The sequence below is a fragment of the Flavobacterium ardleyense genome (genome assembly GCF_042686085.1).
Classification (GTDB): Bacteria; Bacteroidota; Bacteroidia; order Flavobacteriales; family Flavobacteriaceae; genus Flavobacterium; species Flavobacterium ardleyense.
The window spans coordinates 411382-432296 of sequence record NZ_JBHUOL010000018.1 but is presented as its reverse complement, the minus strand read 5'-3'; the positions used below and the strand labels follow the sequence as shown (position 1 = coordinate 432296).

Annotated in this window: 19 protein-coding genes; 11 read left to right on the top strand and 8 right to left on the bottom strand. The window is 31.7% G+C overall.

Features of this window, described 5'->3' with window-relative positions; all coding sequences use genetic code 11:
- The first annotated feature begins 59 nt into the window (after positions 1 to 59).
- Positions 60 to 722, top strand: a complete 663-nt coding sequence (locus ACFSX9_RS11985; RefSeq protein WP_379807977.1) for a TrmH family RNA methyltransferase — start codon at positions 60 to 62, stop codon at positions 720 to 722.
- Here the strand turns inward: ACFSX9_RS11985 and ACFSX9_RS11980 are convergent, their stop codons facing one another.
- Together ACFSX9_RS11980 and ACFSX9_RS11975 are read right to left on the bottom strand one after the other, a co-directional pair.
- On the bottom strand, positions 723 to 1493 hold the full coding sequence (locus tag ACFSX9_RS11980) for a carboxypeptidase-like regulatory domain-containing protein (RefSeq protein ID WP_379807975.1): 771 nt from the start codon (positions 1491 to 1493) through the stop codon (positions 723 to 725).
- A gap of 86 nt (positions 1494 to 1579) precedes the next feature.
- Positions 1580 to 3517, bottom strand: coding sequence for a DEAD/DEAH box helicase (locus tag ACFSX9_RS11975; RefSeq protein ID WP_379807973.1), 1938 nt, complete (start codon positions 3515 to 3517; stop codon positions 1580 to 1582).
- A 179-nt stretch (positions 3518 to 3696) separates the two neighbouring features.
- Here ACFSX9_RS11975 and ACFSX9_RS11970 point away from each other — a divergent pair, with 179 nt between their 5' ends.
- Positions 3697 to 4308 (top strand): trimeric intracellular cation channel family protein, encoded by a 612-nt coding sequence (locus tag ACFSX9_RS11970; RefSeq protein WP_379807971.1) that lies wholly within the window; start codon positions 3697 to 3699, stop codon positions 4306 to 4308.
- On the opposite strand, the gene ACFSX9_RS11965 is transcribed toward ACFSX9_RS11970, so the two are convergent.
- A complete protein-coding gene (locus ACFSX9_RS11965) occupies positions 4280 to 4861 on the bottom strand; it encodes a non-canonical purine NTP diphosphatase (RefSeq protein WP_379807969.1) in 582 nt (193 codons plus the stop codon). The two genes, ACFSX9_RS11970 and ACFSX9_RS11965, sit on opposite strands and share 29 nt — an antisense overlap.
- A gap of 126 nt (positions 4862 to 4987) precedes the next feature.
- Here ACFSX9_RS11965 and ACFSX9_RS11960 point away from each other — a divergent pair, with 126 nt between their 5' ends.
- Positions 4988 to 6775 carry a tetratricopeptide repeat protein gene (locus ACFSX9_RS11960; RefSeq protein ID WP_379807967.1) on the top strand — a complete coding sequence of 596 codons (1788 nt, stop codon included), beginning with the start codon at positions 4988 to 4990 and terminating at the stop codon, positions 6773 to 6775.
- 233 nt (positions 6776 to 7008) lie between these two features.
- Positions 7009 to 8268 (top strand): aminotransferase class I/II-fold pyridoxal phosphate-dependent enzyme, encoded by a 1260-nt coding sequence (locus ACFSX9_RS11955; RefSeq protein WP_379807965.1) that lies wholly within the window; start codon positions 7009 to 7011, stop codon positions 8266 to 8268.
- A 51-nt stretch (positions 8269 to 8319) separates the two neighbouring features.
- Here the strand turns inward: ACFSX9_RS11955 and ACFSX9_RS11950 are convergent, their stop codons facing one another.
- Together ACFSX9_RS11950 and ACFSX9_RS11945 are read right to left on the bottom strand one after the other, a co-directional pair.
- Positions 8320 to 9438: a GTP cyclohydrolase gene (locus ACFSX9_RS11950; protein ID WP_379807963.1), complete on the bottom strand. Its 1119-nt coding sequence runs from the start codon at positions 9436 to 9438 to the stop codon at positions 8320 to 8322.
- A gap of 1 nt (position 9439) precedes the next feature.
- Positions 9440 to 10408 (bottom strand): transporter, encoded by a 969-nt coding sequence (locus tag ACFSX9_RS11945; protein ID WP_379807961.1) that lies wholly within the window; start codon positions 10406 to 10408, stop codon positions 9440 to 9442.
- Positions 10409 to 10514: 106 nt separating this feature from the next.
- Here ACFSX9_RS11945 and ACFSX9_RS11940 point away from each other — a divergent pair, with 106 nt between their 5' ends.
- The 5 genes from ACFSX9_RS11940 (at position 10515) to ACFSX9_RS11920 (ending at position 16733) form a co-directional block, all read left to right on the top strand.
- A complete protein-coding gene (locus ACFSX9_RS11940) occupies positions 10515 to 10769 on the top strand; it encodes a DUF4834 domain-containing protein (protein WP_379807959.1) in 255 nt (84 codons plus the stop codon).
- Positions 10770 to 10854: 85 nt separating this feature from the next.
- Positions 10855 to 13278 carry a YfhO family protein gene (locus ACFSX9_RS11935; protein ID WP_379807957.1) on the top strand — a complete coding sequence of 808 codons (2424 nt, stop codon included), beginning with the start codon at positions 10855 to 10857 and terminating at the stop codon, positions 13276 to 13278.
- 97 nt (positions 13279 to 13375) lie between these two features.
- Positions 13376 to 13813 carry a hypothetical protein gene (locus tag ACFSX9_RS11930; protein WP_379807955.1) on the top strand — a complete coding sequence of 146 codons (438 nt, stop codon included), beginning with the start codon at positions 13376 to 13378 and terminating at the stop codon, positions 13811 to 13813.
- 94 nt (positions 13814 to 13907) lie between these two features.
- A complete protein-coding gene (locus tag ACFSX9_RS11925; protein ID WP_379807953.1) occupies positions 13908 to 15248 on the top strand; it encodes a glycosyltransferase family 4 protein in 1341 nt (446 codons plus the stop codon).
- 15 nt (positions 15249 to 15263) lie between these two features.
- On the top strand, positions 15264 to 16733 hold the full coding sequence (locus ACFSX9_RS11920; RefSeq protein WP_379807951.1) for a lipopolysaccharide biosynthesis protein: 1470 nt from the start codon (positions 15264 to 15266) through the stop codon (positions 16731 to 16733).
- 1790 nt (positions 16734 to 18523) lie between these two features.
- Here ACFSX9_RS11920 and ACFSX9_RS11915 read toward each other — a convergent pair.
- The 3 genes from ACFSX9_RS11915 to ACFSX9_RS11905 all read right to left on the bottom strand — a co-directional run bounded on the left by ACFSX9_RS11915 (position 18524) and on the right by ACFSX9_RS11905 (position 20018).
- Positions 18524 to 19216: a hypothetical protein gene (locus tag ACFSX9_RS11915; protein ID WP_379807949.1), complete on the bottom strand. Its 693-nt coding sequence runs from the start codon at positions 19214 to 19216 to the stop codon at positions 18524 to 18526.
- Positions 19217 to 19406: 190 nt separating this feature from the next.
- Complete coding sequence (locus ACFSX9_RS11910; protein WP_379807947.1) at positions 19407 to 19742, bottom strand: CCC motif membrane protein; 336 nt, start codon at positions 19740 to 19742, stop codon at positions 19407 to 19409.
- A gap of 18 nt (positions 19743 to 19760) precedes the next feature.
- On the bottom strand, positions 19761 to 20018 hold the full coding sequence (locus ACFSX9_RS11905) for a DUF2752 domain-containing protein (protein WP_379807945.1): 258 nt from the start codon (positions 20016 to 20018) through the stop codon (positions 19761 to 19763).
- A gap of 133 nt (positions 20019 to 20151) precedes the next feature.
- Here ACFSX9_RS11905 and ACFSX9_RS11900 point away from each other — a divergent pair, with 133 nt between their 5' ends.
- Positions 20152 to 20337 carry a hypothetical protein gene (locus ACFSX9_RS11900; RefSeq protein WP_379807943.1) on the top strand — a complete coding sequence of 62 codons (186 nt, stop codon included), beginning with the start codon at positions 20152 to 20154 and terminating at the stop codon, positions 20335 to 20337.
- A complete protein-coding gene (locus ACFSX9_RS11895; protein WP_379807941.1) occupies positions 20321 to 20881 on the top strand; it encodes a Smr/MutS family protein in 561 nt (186 codons plus the stop codon). The genes ACFSX9_RS11900 and ACFSX9_RS11895 overlap by 17 nt, the downstream gene beginning before the upstream one ends.
- Positions 20882 to 20915: the final 34 nt, after the last annotated feature.

Here is a 20915-nt window from a genome sequence, read left to right as displayed (position 1 = left end):
TTCCACTAAAATAATAAAAAAAGTAGTATTATGTTTGCAAATAAAATATATTTAAGCAAATGGTTGATTTAGATTTATTAAATTATCTGGAAGATTTTATTTCTGAAAATAGAAAAGAAGGATTTTTACGCGTTTTAAAAAATCGTACGAAGCATTTTACTATCGCAATGGAAGATATTTTTCAATTGCATAATACAAGTGCCGTAATGCGCAGTTGTGAAGTTTTTGGTATTCAAGAATTAAATGTAATTGAAGAAAAATTCGGTAAAAGAATTGATACTGAAATTGCAATGGGCGCCCAGAAATGGGTGGATGTAAATCGCTTTAATTCAGTGCAAAGTTGTATTGATGCCATGCGATTACAAGGCTACCAAATTATTGCTACGACACCTCATAATGATTCGTGTTTATTGCATGAGTTTGATATTACGAAGCCGTCAGCATTATTTTTTGGAACAGAGCGCGATGGACTTTCTGATGAAGTGATTCAACAAGCAGATGGTTTTTTGAAAATTCCGATGGTAGGATATACCGAAAGCTTAAATATTTCAGTTTCTGCAGCAATTGTAATTCAAGATATAACAAATCGGTTGAGACAAACGGATATCAAATGGCAGTTAACGGAAGAAGAAGTGCTTGAAAAACGCTTAGATTGGACTCGAAAAACAATAAAAGATATCGAATTTATAGAGCGAAATTATCACGAAAAGGTTCAGAAATAATTATCTTTTCTTTAAAACTTTATATTCTTCGTAGCAAGCATTAATAGCGTCCATGATTTGCAAGTCATTGGCTGTTTTAATGAAATACTCGGAATAATTACAATTTTCTAAGATTAGTGGAATATCGTCTTTGCTGATTTCCAGCAAGGTAGCTAAGGTTTCTCTATCAAATTTGGTGGACAAAAGATTTCTCACGGTATCATCTTTTTTCATTTCCTTAAGCTTCTTCATTTCTTTTGGTCTTTTTCCAAAAACATTATAAAGAAAATCTGCCGGATTGAAAATTGAACCTAATACTTTAGAAACTGCACCTGGCGATTTATCACCAACTTCATAGCCTGCTTGAAGTCCTGTAATGTTATAGCGATAACTATCAGATGCTACCGGAATTAACTTGGTGTCTACTTGAATAAATCCTGTTAAATTGTATTTGTAAACGGTAACTTCGTCTAAAACATAGGATTTTTCACTTAAATAAATTTTGGTAGGATTTTCTTTTACCCAGTCATTAGTTACTTTAACTTTAATTGTTTCAAAGCCTAAAAAACTAAATAGTAGTGTATCGTTTACTTGTGCAACGATTTCAAAAAGACCACTTGGGGTGGTTATGGTACCGGTAACTTTTGTAGCATTAATAACGTGAACGCCTCCCATAGGCAAGCGTGTGTCGTTTTGAATAACGGTCCCTTTTAATGTTTTAGCAATAGTATCATTTTGTGCAAAAGTGCTGCTGCATACTAATACAAAAAGAAAAACTACAAAATATCTCATTTCTTTATTTAATGATTCAAAAATACGAATCTAAAGATGATATTTTGTAGTTTCTCTAAAAATTATAAGAAAATTAACGAATTAGGTTAACTTCTTCTTGGTCTTTTTGGTTTTGAGTCGTCGCCAGAGCTATCTGAACGTCTTGGAGCTCTTTCAAAAGCACCAGGAGTTCCTTCTCTTTTTGGAGCAGAACTACTTCTTTCTCCTCTGAAACCACCTTCTCTTTTAGGAGCTGAACTGTTTCTGTCGCTTCTGAATCCACCTTCTCTTCCGCCAGAATCTCTTCCGCCTTCTCTTCTTGGTGCAAACCCACCGCTTCTTTCACCTCTAAAACCACCTTCGCGTTTTCCGCCACCGAATCCACCACCAGAACTTCTTCCGCCATGGTCTCTTCTAGAATTACTTCCGCCGTCGTTTTTAGAAATTTCTACATTGATTCTTCTTCCGTTTAAATCATATCCGTTAAGAACGCCCATAACTTTATCCGTAAATTCTCCGTCTGTATTAAAGAAAGAGAAACCTTCTTTAACGTCTACTTTGAATACGTCATCACGACCTAAGTCTAACGTGTCTTTTAAGAAATCTTTCAATTGCATCCAGTCGAAATCATCTCTAGAACCAATGTTGATGAAATATCTAACAGGATCACCTGCTCTAATTTCTCTTGGCTCAGAACTTCTTTCTCTGTCATTACCTCTACTATCACCTGATAAATCACGTTTAGTTTTGTAATAGTTGATGAATCTGTTGAATTCTACAGATACCATTTTCTTAATTAATTCTTCTTTAGACAATCCGTCTAAAACATCATTAATTGCAGGTAAGTAAGTTTCAATTTCTGTACCTACTTCAGTATCTTTAATTTTATTAGCTAAGTGTAGCAACTGAATTTCGCAAATTTCAATTCCAGAAGGAATCGTTTTTTCTTGAAATTTTTGTTGGATAGTTCTTTCAATTGAAGAAATTTTACGTAATTCACTTTTCGTGATAATTACTATAGAAGTTCCTAATTTTCCAGCTCTACCAGTTCTTCCTGAACGGTGATTGTAGATTTCAATTTCGTCAGGTAATTGATAGTTTACAACGTGTGTAATGTTATCAACGTCAATTCCACGAGCAGCAACGTCTGTTGCAACAAGCATTTGGATTTGTCTACCTCTAAACGATTTCATAACACCATCACGTTGTGCTTGAGATAAATCTCCGTGCAACGCTGCAGCGCTATATCCGTCTTCAATTAATTTTTCAGCAACAGCTTGTGTGTCTCTTTTAGTTCTACAAAAAACTACAGAGAAAATGTCTGGATTAGCATCTGCTAATCTTTTCAAAGCTTCATAACGATCACGAGCATTTACACAATAGTATTCATGTGATACCGTTGCAGATCCCGAGTTTTTATGTCCAACTGTAATCTCTACAGGGTCAGACATAAATTGTTTTGCAATACGAGCTACTTCAGCTGGCATTGTTGCAGAGAATAACCATGTGTTTTTCTCTTTTGGTGTGTCCGATAAAATGGAACAAATATCTTCGTAGAATCCCATGTTTAACATTTCATCTGCCTCATCTAAGATACAGAAATCAATGTTTTTAATGTTAACAAGACCTCTATTAATCATGTCTTGCATTCTACCCGGTGTAGCCACAATAATTTGGGCTCCGCGTTTAATGTCTCTAGCTTGGTCTGTAATACTTGCACCACCATAAACAGCCACTGTATGTAACCCTTTTATGTACTTAGAATAATCTTTAATTCCGTTGGTGATTTGTAAGCATAACTCACGTGTCGGCGATAAAATTAATGCTTGTGTTTCTCTGTTTTCAGCGTTAATTTTTTGAATTAGTGGAAAACCAAAAGCTGCGGTTTTCCCTGTACCTGTTTGCGCTAGGGCAACTAAATCTGTGTTTTGTTCCAATAGTATTGGAATCGCTTTTTCTTGTACTTCTGACGGATTCTCAAATCCTAGATCTTTAATCGCCAGCAGTAGCGACTCATTCAATCCTAATTGTTCAAATTTATTCATATATTGTTTTAATATTGGGTGCAAAGGTAGAATTAAAATTTTACATAAACTAATTTGTTAAGTGTTGATTTTCAATTCATTGTGATTTTCTTTCGCGAAGCTACATTCTAAAAAATATTTAATTCCAAAGAAGGTGGTGCGAAAAATGAAAATCTTAGGTATTTTTGTAAAAAAAAAGCATGTTTGAATTTTTAGATAGTCTTGGGACTTTGGTATTCGCCATTTCTGGAGCATTGACTGCTATTTATAAGAAACTCGATTTGTTTGGTGTTTATTGTATTGCCTTTGTAACCGCTTTAGGAGGCGGAACAATTAGAGATGTGATGATTGGGAGAACGCCAGTAGGGTGGATGCTCGACATGAATTACGTATATATTATCACAATTGGATTTTTACTTTCTATTATATTCAATCGGTATTTAGATAAATTACGAATCTCAATGTTTTTGTTTGATAGTATCGGTTTAGGTGTTTTTACCTTAATAGGCTTGGAAAAAGGAATCGAATACGGACTAAGTCCATTAATATGTGTAATATTAGGAACGCTAACGGCCACTTTTGGAGGTGTTATTCGTGATATCTTGTGTAACGAAATCCCTGTTTTATTTCGAAAAGAAATTTATGCTACGTTATGTATTGCAGGAGGTATTTTGTTTTTCATTCTAAAAGAACTGCATTTTGAACAAAATTTTATCTCTTTAGCAGTAACTATATTTATTATTGGATTTCGTTTAATTTCCTTTAAATACAATTGGAGTTTACCTAGTGGGACGATTTTTGTAAGAAAGTAAGCAATTGTTTTACTGCAATACCGCGGTGACTAATGGTTGCTTTTTCTTCCAGACTTAATTCTGCAAATGTTTTTTCGTATTCATTAGCTATAAAGATTGGGTCATATCCAAAACCATTCGTTCCAATTTTTTCTAAAGTAATTTTCCCGAAAATCATTCCAGTAAAAAGTTCTTGCTTCCCGTTAAGGTTAAGTGCAATTACTGTTTTAAAATTAGCCTTTCTATTCGTTTCATTTTCCAAATCCAACAATAATTTATCCATATTATTGTTGTCGTTTTTCGGTTCACCCGCATATCTTGCCGAATAAACGCCCGGAGCGCCATCTAAAGATTCAACTTCTAGCCCAGTATCATCTGCGAAACAGTCAAATCCATATTTCTCAGTTACATAATTAGCTTTTAAAATTGCATTACCTTCAATAGTGGCGGCAGTTTCAGGAATATCTTCAGTACATCCAATATCTTCTAAGCTCACTATTTCAATATAAGCGGGAACTAATAATTGAATTTCTTTAATTTTATTTTTATTGTTGGAGGCGAAGACTAATTTCATGATGTTTTGTTTAAAGAGGTTATAACTGTTTCAATTAAATATGATTTATTCGTCAAATTTATTAATCGTAACCTTTATATTTGTCTAAATCTAACTATTTTTTTCGAATAATTTAAAATTTTAGGTATGAAAATTAAATTTCTGATTATTGTTTTTTTTAGTACAATTTTAAGTTTTTCGCAAAACACAGCACCAAGTTTTAAGGAAGTTGTTACTGAATTTTATAACCAGTATGATGTTCGTTCTACTGTAGAAAGCAATTATGTGCAATTTGAAAAAAGAGATTCAGGATGGAATGTTGTAACAATCAGCCCTACATTAAAAGATACTTTGAATGAAGTTTTTTGGGATAATAGTAAGGAGAGTTACAAAACAATTAATTTTCCGCCAAAATTAAAGCAGAAAGACGAAGAAGTTGCTATTGCGAGTTTTATCAATAACGCATCTTTTAAAAGATTTGATAGCTTGCTATATTATGGATATGTTGGTTGGGAAAAAGATTTGATAGCATTCTACGAAAGTAAGAATGGATTAAACGAAATCGAAATTTATCAACTTGGCTATGCTTATTCAAATTATGCAAACGGACTATTGAATGATAATTTTGGTTTTTCAGATAAAAAAGTCAAGTTTAATTTACCGATTTTTTCAAATTCAATGACGAATGAGCAATTGCAAACTTATTTATTTTGGGAAAATAAATCAATTGAGGCATACTTAAAGCTGTTTAAGATAAATCCAAATTTTGAAACCATTCCGGGCCAAATCGGAATTAAATATTACAATGAAATAGCAAGTAATTTTCTGAATTTAAGGATTTATCAGAATGAGGAAATTGCATTGGCTCAGTTAAAGGATAAAGATTTGTATTCAAATAACTATAGAGAGTATGCTAAAAACATATTAGATTCATGTGAAAAAGATGGAATTTTATTTACAATGGGAGATAATGATACCTTTCCACTGCTAGTTTATCAAGCGCAGAATAACTACAGGACAGATGTACTAATTGTAAATACAACTTTGCTTCAAGTACCGCATTACATAAACGCAATGATGAATAAGGTTTTAGACTCCGATGGAATTAAGTTATCTGTAAATTCAGATTTTATAAAAGATAATTTAAACGAAGCTTTTGTGTTTACAAAAAGGAATAAAGATTTCATTTCTATTGACAACTTAAGCTTAATTGTCTTAGATCCTTCTAATTTATACAAAACTCATACGAACTCATATCGATCAATCCCTTCAAATAATTTTAAATTTAATAAAAATAAATCAATCTTAAATTGGAGTATTGATGGACATGTAATGTATAGAAAAACTTTAATGGCACTAGATGTTATTGGAAAAAACAATTGGAAAAGGCCAATTTATTTTGCTATAAACGGTTCAATTGATTCCTATTTAGGGCTATCTAAATATTTACAGCTTGAAGGACTAGTTTATAAATTAGTTTCAACTGAAGGTAAAATTACTGATGACGAAATTGGCTTTGTAAATCCTTCTAAGTTGGAACATAATATGAAAACTATGTATCAATTTAAAGATAAATTCAATCTATCCATTGAAGAAAGACAGCTTGGTATGGATTACAGATTGATATACAATAGACTTGCAAATTACTATATCGAACAAAATGATTATAAAAAAGCGCAATTTATATTAGATGATTGTATAAAGCTGTATCCAAATGATCTAGCTTCTTATAGTTTTGATTTGATTTCTATTTTAGAAAGTTATTATAAACTAAAATCATTTAAAAAAGCAAAAGTGTTGGAAAACCAATTGTTACAAAATTTAAATAACGGATTTGATAATTACATCTTTTTAACGAGCGATGAAAAAGAGGCTAGACACGGAAGAACAAAAAACACTTTACAACGTCTAAAGGAAATTTATGGTGTAAAATAATTTTGAAACACAAACTCCTATAAAGTACAAAAGCCGATCTGGAGCGATCGACTTTCGTGGTGAACGTGTAACCACATTTCTGTGTCGTTCGGTGCAAATATAAGACCATTTTTTGAATTAGCAACAACAAATGTATATTTATTTTTTAGCGTGTTTTATTCATAACAAATAAATTATTAAAACACCTTTTTTCTTCTTACTTTTGTCCCGTTTAAAAAACACCTATTTATATTATGGTAAAAGATTTATTCGAAAGAATTCAAAACAATAAAGGTCCTCTAGGAAAATGGGCTTCACAAGCAGAAGGATATTTTGTATTCCCAAAGTTAGAAGGCGAATTAGGACCAAGGATGAAATTCCAAGGAAAAGATATTTTAAATTGGAGTTTGAATGATTATTTAGGATTGGCAAATCATCCAGAAGTTAGAAAGGCAGATGCTGAAGCTGCATTGGCTTACGGTGCTGCTTATCCAATGGGAGCTCGTATGATGTCTGGTCACACAAAATACCACGAACAATTAGAAGAGGAATTAGCTGCTTTCGTAATGAAAGAAGCTGCTTATTTATTGAATTTTGGTTACCAAGGAATGGTTTCTATCATTGATGCTTTGGTTACTAAAAACGATATTATTGTTTATGATGTTGATGGTCACGCTTGTATTATTGACGGTGTACGTTTGCACATGGGGAAACGTTTTACCTACAAACACAACGATTTAGAAAGTATGGAAAAAAACCTGCAACGTGCTACTAAAATGGCTACGGAAACAGGCGGAGGAATCCTTTTCATCACTGAAGGTGTTTTTGGAATGCGCGGACAACAAGGGAAATTAAAAGAAATTGTTGCTTTAAAAGAAAAATATAACTTCCGTTTGTTAGTTGATGATGCACACGGTTTTGGTACACTTGGTAAAACAGGAGCTGGAGCAGGTGAGGAGCAAGGTTGTCAAGATGGAATTGATGTTTACTTCTCTACTTTTGCAAAATCAATGGCTAACATTGGTGCATTCGTAGCGGCAGATCAAAAAATTATCGACTACTTAAAATATAATTTACGTTCTCAAATGTTTGCGAAATCATTACCTATGATTCAAACTATTGGTTCGTTAAAACGATTGGAATTGTTACGCAATCACCCAGAATTGAAAGATAAACTGTGGGAGAATGTGAATAAATTACAAAGTGGACTAAGAGCTAAAGGATTTAATATTGGCGATACAAATACATGTGTAACTCCAGTATATCTTGAAGGAAGTGTTCCTGAAGCAATGATTATGGTAAATGATTTGAGAGAAAATTACGGAATTTTCTTGTCAATTGTAATTTATCCAGTTATTCCTAAAGGAATGATTTTATTACGTGTAATTCCTACTTCATCACATACGTTTGACGATATTGATCAAACTTTGTCCGCATTTGAAGCAATTCGTGAGAAATTAGTAAACGGAACGTACGCTAAAATTGCAGAATCAACAGTTCAAAATGTAGAATAAACACTACTTATTTATATAATAAAAAAGGGATTCCAATTGGAATCCCTTTTTTTATAACTCTTTTCTATACGTTCTTCTTCTTTTAGTAATTTTGGAATTGAAGTTCTTCCACAAATTATGAATCGCATGATTTTCTTCTAGTTCAGGAGTTCTGATGCATAAATCAATTCCTTTTTGAAGAGAGATTTTATAATATTCATCAAAAATAATTGCGGTTACTCCTTTACTTTGATATTCTGGCGTAATTCCTATTAGATAAAAAACAATTTCTTTTGAATGTTTTCTAGCTTTCAGTAAATGATAAAAGCCAAACGGAAATAATTTTCCATTCGCTTTTTTCAATGCACTTGCAAAACCAGGCATTACAATAGCAAAGGCAATCATCTTATCTTCTTTATCAACTACGAATTTTATGTATTCTGGATTGATAAAGCTAATGTATTTCTTTTTGAAATAGGCTTTCTGAATGTCATTAATGGGAACAAAAGATTGTAATTTAGCATAAGATTCATTGAACAAGTCAAACATTTTGTCCACATAAGGCATAATGTCTTTCGTTTTTGTGAAATTTAAACAGCGTAATTCGTATCTTTTTTGAATTAATTTACTAGCTTTTTGAAATGGTTCTGGATTGATGTTATGAAATGAAAAATCACTTTCTTGATATTCCTTTTCGATGGTTAGACCTAGTTTTTCAAAATGTGTTATATAATAAGGTAAAGAATACCAAGTTATCATATTTCCCATTTGGTCAAAACCTTCGCTCAAAACACCAACTTTGTCGAGATTTGAAAACCCCATTGGACCTTCCAGATGATCCATTTGGTGTTTTTTTCCTAATTCTTCTACCTTCTGCAATAAAGCTTTGGTTACTTCAATATCATCAATTACATCAAACCAACCAAAACGAACCTTTTTCTTCTTTAATATATTTACTTCTTCCCAGTTTATTATTGCTGCTAATTTTCCAACGATTTTATCATTTTTATAAGCCAAATAAAAATGGGCTTCTGCTGTTTGTAAAGCAGGATTTTTTGTTTTATCAAACGTTTCTAATTCGTCTGCAATTATGGGTGGAATCCAATTCAGATTATCTTTGTATAATTCGAAAGAAAACAGGACGAATTCTTTCATTTCTTTTTTGGTAAGCGCTTCTTTTATTGTTATCATTTTATTCGTCTACTGCGTCTTTACGCTTTTTTTCTTCTTTTTCTGCTTGTGCTTTCTTCTTCTTGTCCATCTTGCTGCTCTTGTCTTTTGCTATTTTGACTTCTTTGTAGTTTTTTGCAAAACGCCAAGAAAACCCTAAACCACCAGTCATGATGTCCGGTGTGTCTTTGATGTTTTTTCCAATGGAAGCATCAATTTGCATATCTTTATTGAATAAATATGCTGCGCCAATTCTAAATAAACCATCAGAATAATAATCACTGTTATAACCTTGATGTTCAATAAAACCAGACCATTTTTTATTAAATCCTCTAGTTAATGTAACAACATAATCAATACTTGCGAAATCGGTTCCTATTTTGTTGTATGCTAAATTTGTCACTAAAACCCATCGTGTTCCAAAGTGATTTTGTGCAATAACCATTACTTTCGGACTTATAATCGGTTCTTCAATTCCTGCGGGAGCATAATTAAATTGATTATCCGAAAAATTCAAATTAGCTCCAGCATAAACTCCTACTGCCGGAATAAATTGTCTCCATTTAAATTTCTGATTAGCTTTCCAGCTGTATATATTCGGTTTTTCCTCGTAGTTTTTAAATGGATCATACACTAAATATTTTGCACCTAATAATGTCTTCTTTAAAGCGCTTCTGTTTTTATCCACTAAAGCACTAGTATAACTATCATTTTGGTACTGAAGTTCCGCAATTAATTCTAACTGCTCAAAAAACAATCCCCATCTAAGATCTAATTCAGCCATAAAACCATTCGCTTGGTAATCAAGTGTGTTGTGGTCTTCTCTAACATAATTAAAGCCCGTTTCTGTTTGAATAACTGTTTTTCCAACGGAGAAAGCCATCATCGAACGCCCCGGACGGTTAGAATTGACATCATCGGTGAACTGACCAAATGAATTTTGAAAGCAAACGATGAAAATAAAAAGTAAAAATGATTGATGTAATTTCATAGGAAAAGATTTATCTTCAAAAATAGTTATTTTATAATAATTTTAAGAGACAAAGTTGAAGTTTTCCGCGGAATAGGTGTATTTTTGGTTTTTAAAATTTTTATAGATGGAAATGGCTTCTTTTTCGGGTTTTTTGAGAACCTTAGGAATTATAGTTTTGGTTTATTACTTATTTAAGTTCGCCGTGCGAATCTTTGCACCTGTGCTAATGCGAAAAGCAGTAAATAAGATGAAAGAGAAAATGGAAAACCAATACAATCAACAACAAGCACAACAGACTAATACCGGCTCTTCAAACAAGCAAATGCCCAAAGAAAAGAAGAAGGTAGGCGAGTATATTGACTATGAAGAAGTAAAATAATTTTATTTTTGGCATACACTAAAGGATATTTTAACGATATCCTTTTTTTAGTTATTTTAGCACCTTATTATATTATAAATTACCTATGAAAAAAATTAATGCAATAATTCCTCATCTATTAGTTCTTGTTGGATTTATTATAGTTTCGCTTGTTTATTTTTATCCTGTTTTACAAGGAGATAAAATTTATCAATCGGATATTGTTCAATACACCGGAATGGCAAAAGAACAAAACGATTTCAGAAAAGAAACAAATCAAGAGCCATATTGGACAAATAGTGCTTTTGGAGGAATGCCAACCTATCAGTTAGGAGCTAATTATCCTAATGATGGTATAGGAATGCTGGACGATGCATTGCGTTTTTTACCACGCCCTGCTGATTATCTGTTTCTATATTTCTTAGGTTTTTATATTTTATTAATGGTATTGAAAATCGACCCATTAAAAGCTTTTTTCGGAGCGTTAGCATTTGGATTATCAACCTATTTGATTATTATTCTAGGTGTTGGGCATAATGCAAAAGCGCACGCTATAGCTTATATGCCGATGGTAATTGCTGGTGTTATGCTAGTGTTCCAAAGGAAATATATATTAGGAGGTTTGTTGACAATGGTCGCTGCGGGATTAGAGATCAACGCGAATCACTTCCAAATGACCTACTATTTATTGCTATTGTTAGCAATTATTGCTATTTATTACACAATAACGATCGTAAAAAATAAAGAATACAAGGAATTTGGAAAGATAATTGGAGTGTTTGTAATTGCTGGAATTTTAGCTATTGGAGCAAATGCTACGAATCTAATGGCTACTTCGGAATATGCTAAATTTTCTACTCGTGATAAAAGTGAGCTAACAGTTAATCCTGATGGAACGCCAAAAACGGATAGTAACGCAATGTCTTATGATTATATCACTGAATATAGTTACGGAATTGCCGAAAGTTTAAACTTAATCGCTCCAGGACTTTTTGGTGGATCAAATAACGAGAATTTAGGTGTTGAATCGGAAACTTTTCAAAATTTTGTAGCACAAGGTTATCCAGCCGATCAAGTGAAAAGTTTCGTAGAACACGCTCCAGCTTATTGGGGGAATCAACCAATTGTGGCAGCTCCCGCTTATATTGGAGTAGTTGTTTTCTTCTTATTCGTAATGGCATTTTTTGTAGAAAAAAGAAGTATAAAGTATTTATTTCTTGCAGGAGCTATTTTTTCATTAGTACTATCTTGGGGTAAAAACTTCAATATTATTACCGATTTCTTCATTAATTATGTTCCTTTTTATAATAAGTTTAGAGCTGTTTCTTCGATCCAAGTGTTGTTAGAATTATGTGTTCCCGCTTTAGCGATTATTGGGTTATACCAATTTTTTAAACAAGATGAAAAGGCAAAATGGAATGCACTTTGGAAATCTGGAGCCATTACATTCGGAATCTTAATTGGATTATTTTTGATAAAAGGGCTATTTAATTTTTCTTCGGCAAACGATTCTATGTATGCGCAAGCGTATGGACCTGAGTTTATTCGCACTTTAAAAATAGATAGAGAAGCACTTTATACTTCAGATGTATTACGTTCAATGCTATTTGTGGCCTTAGCATTTGCTGTTCTGTATTTATTTATAAAAAACAAGATGAAGGAAACAACGGCGATTATAATTGTGGGACTTTTAATGGTTTTCGATTTATTTATGGTCGATAAACGTTATGTAAGCAACAATCCAAATCAATTTAAAAGCGCAAGTCAAGTAGATATTCCTTTTCAAGCGACTGAAGCGGATGAAATGATTTTGTCCGATACCACGTATTTCAGAGTTTTTGAGGTTGAAGCTGGCTTAAATAGTGCTAGATCGTCTTATTTTCATCAATCAATTGGAGGTTATCATGCTGCAAAACCGAGACGTATGCAACAATTATTTGATTACCAAATCACAAAAAATAATGTGCGAGTTTTGAACATGTTGAATGTGAAATACGTGATTCAAACGGATGAAAATGGCGAAAAATTGCCTTTGGTAAACGCTGCAGCGAATGGAAATGCATGGTTTGTTGAAAAAGTTGCTTTGGTAAAATCTGCCAATGAAGAAATGAAAGCATTGGATAGTTTAGATACTAAAAAAGAGGTGGTAATTAATTCATTAGTAGGTGATTATAAAGGAGCTACAACTATAGTAAAAGATTCTACTGCAACGATTGATTTAATGGATTATCAGCCAAATCATTTAAAATATGTTGCAAATAATGCAAATGCAGGTTTTGGAGTATTTTCAGAAATGTATTACAAAAACGGCTGGATTGCTACTATTGACGGCAAAGAATCTCCAATTTATAATGTAAATTACGTATTAAGAGGTTTAGAAATTCCAGCAGGAAAACATACGATTGAGTTTAAATTTGAACCTCAAGTGGTGAAAACGGGAAGTTCAATTTCTTTAATGAGTACGATTGGAATGATCTTATTAATAGGAGTAGGAGTTTATTTTGAATCGAAAAGACAAAATAAAGTATAAATAGCTGGTTGCAATTACATCACGCTAATGAAGTAAGCAACTGTTTCTTTAAAAAATAAACTTCAAAAATTTATCGCTAATTAAAAAAGTATTAAAAATGAACTTAATTAAAATCATAATTTCAGCTTTTATTATGTTTTCAGCATTACAGAGCACTGCACAGAGCAATTATTTAAAAGATATGGAAAGTGCAAAGATGATTTCGAAAGATGTTGCTCAACTATTCAAGGAAAATAAAATAAATGAAGCTTTAATAAAAATAAAGAAATACTGGCCAATAGCAGATAGCGAACTTGATAACTTAGAATCCAAAACAATTGAAGCAATGAAAGTAGTTGCTGAGCGGTTTGGTAATTCTGAAGGAATAGTTAAAGTTTCAGAACACAATATCAAGGAAACTGCATTCAAAGAGACTTATTTGGTTAAGTATGAAAAGACGGCAATAAGATTGATTTTTATCTATTATAAAAATAATAAAGGTTGGATAATAAATGCTTTTAAATGGGATGATAATTTTAAAGAAGAATTTAAATAAGTATTGCCAACTTGGATTTTTAAAAAGCAACTACAAATGTGCAAGATTGATTTATTTATTTCGCAACAAAAATATTATTTTAAAGTAGCAGCTTATGAAGTTCGGTACTTCTTGTAATAATAAAACGAATTATAATTTGGAAAATAGTCTTAAAAAAGTTTTAATCATTTCCTATTATTGGCCACCAGCAGGCGGACCAGGAGTACAGCGATGGTTGAAGTTTGTGAAATATTTGCCAGATTTTGGTATAGAACCACACGTTTATATTCCCGAAAATCCAACTTATCCCCTGCTTGATGTAAATTTAGTAGATCAAGTTAATAAGGATGCAATAATTATAAAACGACCAATTTTTGAACCTTATGCTTTAGCTGCTATTTTCTCAAAAAATAAATCAAAGAAAATCAGTTCGGGAATCATTCCAAATGCTCGAAAACAATCCTTTGTTGAAAAAACAATGCTTTGGGTTCGGGGGAATGCTTTTATTCCGGATGCACGTGTTTTTTGGGTGAAACCATCTATTAAATTCCTAAAGAAATATATTCAAGAACATCAGATTGATACAATTATTACAACTGGTCCGCCGCATAGTTTGCACTTAATTGGGCTGGGCTTAAAAAAAGAATTAAAGATTACTTGGTTGGCCGATTTTCGCGATCCTTGGACCACAATTGGCTATCACAAACAATTGAAATTGAGCACCTCTTCTGCTAATATACACAAACAGTTAGAGAAGGAAGTAATGAACACTTGTGATCGATTAATCGTGACTTCTCCAACCACAAAAAAGGAATTTGAAGCGATAACTTCTAAACCAATTACGGTCATTACAAACGGTTATGATGTTGAAAAAGTGATTAAGAAACCTTTGGATGAAGCCTTTACTTTAGCGCACATTGGTTCATTTTTATCAGCAAGAAATCCGAGGATTTTATGGAAAGCTTTGAGCGAACTCATGAGAGAAAATCACGAATTTAAAAAGCATTTTCAGCTGAAGTTGATAGGAGCGGTGAGTGTTGAAGTCCTACAGGCTATAAAAGAATTTAAATTGGACAATTACGTCAATCATTTAGGCTATTTACCTCATAATGAAGCGATTTCAGAACAAAGAAGTTCGCAGGTTTTATTGCTAATCGAGATCGATTCTGATGAAACGAAGTGCATTATTCCTGGTAAACTCTTCGAATATATGGTATCGGAACGACCAATAATTGCTATTGGACCAGAAAATGCTGACTTTGCCCAAATTATTAAGGATACGAATTCGGGAAAATTCTTTAAATATGATGAATTAGAAGCGTTAAAAGCACATATTTTCACTTGCTTTGAACACTATCAGCAAAATAACTTAAAAGTATATCCAGTTCGATTGCAGCAATATAGCCGAAAATCATTGACTGAAAAGTTAGCGAAACTTTTAATTTCTAAATTCTAAATTCATACTGCAACAATGGGAATCGTCATTAAACAATCCATTAGAAATACCATTATTACCTTTTTAGGTTTTGGTATTGGTGCTGTGAATACGTTGTTTATGTATCCTTATTTTTTAGGAAAAGAATATTTTGGAATCACAGGTTACGTGCTAGCATTAGCGAATGTATTGTATCCTATTATGTCCTTTGGGATTCAAAATACTTTAATTAAATTTTTCGATGAAAACAGTAAATCTGATAAAGAGTTAAACAGTTACATTACTTATATGTTGCTTGTCCCCGTGTTTTTTATAATACCAATCTTAGTTTTGTTCTTCTTCTTTTACGATACAATTGCCTTATATGAATCTCAAGAAAATAGTGTAGTTTATCCTTTCGTATGGGTAATTCCTATTATTGCAGTTTTTATGGGTTATTTCGAGATTTTTTATGCTTGGTTAAGAGCACATATGAAGTCGGTTTTTGGAAGCTTTGTTAAGGAGGTTTTTGTTAGAATCTTAGTGAGTGTTTTACTTTTTGGTGTTTATTTTGGATATATTTCACCTTCTGATTTTATTTATTCGTTAGTTTTAGTGTATGGAATTGCGCTATTATTAATTGTTTTTTACGCAAATAAAGTTCGAAAAATCAGGTTATATTTCAAAACTCCAAAGTCGAGTAAGGCAATTTTAAGGTATACGTTTTTCATAATATTATCGGGAAGTATTGCAAATATGCTTTTAGATATTGATAAATATATGATTAAGCACTATATGAATGTGGAGAATATCGCCTTTTATTCGGTAGCAATATTTATAGCAATGGTCATTTCTGTACCTAGTAGAGCGATGCATCAAATCACTTATCCTATCACTGCAAAGTTGATAAATGAAGGGAAATGGGACGAATTAAATGCCTTATATAAGAAGTCTTCTATAACATTACAAGTTGTTGGAGGATTACTTTTAATCGGAATTTTAGTCAATATTAAGCAACTCTATTTGCTTTTACCGCCAGAATACAGTCAAGGATTATTTGTGGTTTTTACGATTGGTTTGTCTAAATATTTCGATTTAATATTAGGTAATAACAACGCAATCATCTTCAATTCGAAGTATTATCGGGCGGTTTTATTACTAGGATTGGTATTAGTTGTGTTGATAATTACGCTAAATTTGTACTTCATTCCAAATTACGGCTTGAATGGAGCCGCTATGGCGACTTTAATTTCAATTTCCTTATATAGTGTTGCTAAGTTGTTATTTGTGGTTTTAAAAATGAAATTATATCCATTTACCTCAAAAACACTAGTAGCTTTAGCAATTACGGGGTTAAGTTTTGGCCTGTTTTACTATTGGGAATTCTCTTTTCATCCTATTGTAAACATCATCCTAAAATCAGTTTTAGTTAGTCTGTTATACGTAGGGTTATCTTATTTCTTAAAAATTTCGTCGGATATAAATTACGTAATTAATTCTTTTTTGAAGAAATTAGGATTGAAATGAAGGTTTATTTAAATTCTTTTGCCATGCAAAATTCATTTCAGCATCTAGAAATCACCTTTAAATTGTACAAATAATAAAGAGTATGAAATATGATTGTTCCTTGTTTTAAGTTTTTCTAACCGCAATATTTGTCATGCTGAATTCATTTCAGCATCTCGAAAACACCTTTAGATTGTACAAATAATGAAGTATAAATAAGAAATTTTCACTTTATATTTATCGTAAAAGCATAAACTTTTATATTTATTTTAGTGATAATTCCTGCTAATTTTTAAACATATAAGTCATATAAGGATTGAAATTTAAGTTCAATTTGTCGCTAACTATAGAACATATTAGGACAAAATAAGTAAATTTTAAGTTGCTCTAACTACATTATTTGTTATGCTGAATTCATTTCAGCATCTCGAAATTACCTTTAAATTTTACAAATAATAACTAGTACAAAATAAGATTATTCCTCTTTTCAAGTTTTTCTAATCACAATATTTGTCATGCTGAATTCATTTCAGCATCTCGAAAAAACCTTTAAATTTTACAAATAATAACTAGTATAAAATAAGATTATTCTTCTTTTTAAGTTTTTCTAACCGCAATATTTGTCATGCTGAATTCATTTCAGCATCTCGAAATTACCTTTAAATTGTACAAATAATGAACTATAAGTAAGAAGTCTTTGCTTTATATTTATTGTAAAAGTATAAAATTTCACACTTATTTTAGTGATAATTCGTGCTAATTTTGAAACATATAAGTCATATAAGGACTGAAATTTAAGTTCAATTTGTCGCTAACTAGAGAATATTTTACGTTGAAACAGGCCGTTTTTTAAGCTTCTCTAACCACATTGTTTGTCATGCTGAATTCATTTCAATATCTAGAAATTACCTTTAAATTGTACAAATAATAAAGAATATAAAATATAATTATTCCTTTTTTTTAGTTTTTCTAACCATAAAATTTGTCATGCTGAATTCATTTCAGCATCTCGAAATTATCTTTAAATTTTACAAATAATAACTAGTACAAAATAAGATTATTCCTCTTTTTAAGTTTTTCTAACCGCAATATTTGTCATGCTGAATTCATTTCAGCATCTCGAAATTACCTTTAAATTGTACAAATAATGAACTATAAGTAAGTAGTCTTTGCTCTATATTTATTGTAAAAGTATAAAATTTCACACTTATTTTAGTGATAATTCGTGCTAATTTTGAAACATATAAGTCATATAAGGACTGAAATTTAAGTTTAATTTGTCGCTAACTAGAGAATATTTTACGTTGAAACAGGTCGTTTTTTAAGTTTCTCTAACCACACTATTTGTCATGTTGAATTCATTTCAACATCTCGAAATCACATTTAAATTGTACAAATAATAACGATTATAAAATATGATTATTACTTGTTTTAGGTTCTTCTAACCGCAATATTTGTCATGCTGAATTCATTTCAGCATCTCGAAATCACATTTAAACTGTACAAATAATAACGATTATAAAATATGATTATTACTTGTTTTAAGCTTTTATAACCACACTATTTGTCATGCTGAATTCATTTCAGCATCTGAAAACAACTATAAATCGATGAAAAAATAAATGATATTTTGTTGTAATTAACTTGATCGTTATTTAGCCATAACATAAACAATTAGGTATCTATTCGCATCTAAACTTACTGTCAATAAGCGCATAAAACCAAAAAAAAATCCTGCTTCATCTTCTCAGAATCCACAGGATTAACCAAACAAACTATAACCAATTAACATACTTAACTAACCAATAAAACTATTTACTTCTTTTTAATTCTACTGTTTCTCTTTTTATTTCTTTGACATCAGTATCGTCCATTTTCGCTTTTGTACCGTCTTTTCTGTAGTAGTATAAGTCTTCGTCATTATCATCATAACTGTTGTCATATCCATTGTTTCCGTTGCCATTATATCCATTTCCTCCAGAGTAGTTTCCACCACCAGGGTTGTAGTTTCCACTGTTTGATGTGTTAACAAAACCTGATATGTTGATGATTCTACCTCTGCGGTCATAAGTAATTCGCATGTTTCCTACTTTAGTTAAAGCAAAGCTGTTGTAAGTCATATATACAGTTCCAACGCGTTTTACTCTTCCATATCCATCATAATTGATATACACATTTCCAATTCTTCTTACTCTTCCATAATTGTCGTGTTCTACTTTTACGCCTCTTTCAGAAGTTCCATAGTAAACTCCAGATCTTGGTGCTCCGTAAGTTCCATTAGTTCTTGGTCTTGCAGCCGGCTTTGTGTTGAAATCGAATTCTCCATTAGGAAACAACATAAACTCAATGCCACGCTCATTAAATAGTATTGGCTCGGCATCGCGATAATCGATTGAATAGCCTCTGTTGTTTGTTCTGTCAGAAAAAACAGGATTTCCTGACGCATAAGCCATACTTCCTACCAGTATGAAGCTGGCTACTACTAAAAGTGTAAATTTTTTCATAATACAAATTATTAGAGATTAATAAACAACTTCATTTTAAAATTCGTTTCTAAAACGGTTGCTTGAAATGGTATTTCCAATAGCTGTGCCAAAATCAAAAAAAGCACTGTGAATAACTTGTTAATGAGTTGTTATGAAATAAAAAAAGACAGCTAATGAGCTGTCTTTTAAAGTTTTGAAGATATTTAATTTATTTTATACCAAAATATTCATTTAGTCTTTCTGTAAGAATAGCTTGATCTTGCATTGCGTCCCATCCAAATGTGTAAACTGCCCAAGCAACAAATATTAAGTAAATAGCACCTAATACAATTCCAATAATATTCAATACTTTACCTATTTTAAGATTGTTATAGTTTACGTATAACTTTGGGTTTGCAGTATAAAGTTTTACATCTTTATTGGCCAATACTATTCCGATGACTCCTAAAACAATACTAATAATACCATAACAGCAACATGTTAAAATTGATAAAATTCCTAAAATAAGGACTGCAGTGGCATTGGGTAATTTTTGATTTTCCATAAATATAAAGTTAATTGGTTACGTGATTGAATACATTTTTAAGGCATAAGAAACTAGAATTACAATGCCATTTAAGATTGCAATTGCAATAACTACTGTGGTGTAATTTCTTTTTTTGTCTAATAAATGAAGTAGTAAAAATATAAAAAACAGAGCAAAAGTGTAGATGGCAGGGAAGATTTTAAAGGCTTCAAAGAACTCGCCTTCTAGTAAAAAAGCAATGGCTCTTTGAGTGCCACAACCTGGACATTCAATTCCGAAAAGCTGCTTATTCATGCAGGGCAACATATGTTCTTCCATCTCTTTTTTTCAGCATTGTGATTATTGTACAAGTGTACAAAAAAAAGTTTAAAATCAATTAATAAATTTAAAAAGACTACTTTTGATTTCATTAAATAGGTAGGAAGATATGAAGCAATTTTTATACGTTTTGCTGTTTGCAGCAGTCGGGATTTTAGCCTTAATTGAACAGGCAAAACCAGAACCAAATCGTATCATTATGATAGGAGCAATGGCCGTTTTTATGTATGGCTTATTCCAGATTATGAAAAAAGTATCCTCTAAAAAAGAAGAAGATAATGACACAGATATTTGAAATAGGAGATAAGGTGGCTGTTCTTGATGATGCGATTTCCGGAACAGTAGTCAAAATAAATAACAAGGAGATTTCGATAGAAACTACGGACGGATTCATGATGACATTTTTTGTCAACGAACTAATTAAAACAAACAATACGAGTGAGTTAAGTGGTTTTTTCTCAACACAAAGTTTAAGTTCTGTTTTGAAGGATAAAGAAGCACCAAAAAAGCATAGTTTTGTAAAAGAAAAGAAATCTCGTAAGGATGAATTTGTATTAGAAGTAGATTTGCATATCGAGAAATTAGTACCTTCAAAACGTGGTATGAGCAATTACGATATTTTAAATTTGCAGATGGATACTGCCAAAAGACAAATGGATTTTGCGGTTAGAAATAGGATGCCAAAACTAGTTTTTATTCACGGTGTTGGTGAAGGTGTTTTGAAAGCGGAATTGGACTTTTTATTAGGTCGTTATGAAAATATTTCTTTTCAAGATGCCAACTATCAAAAATATGGAATTGGTGCAACTGAGGTATATTTTAAGCAAAATCAAAAATGATTTTTGAATATTAATTTCATTAATATTGTTCAAT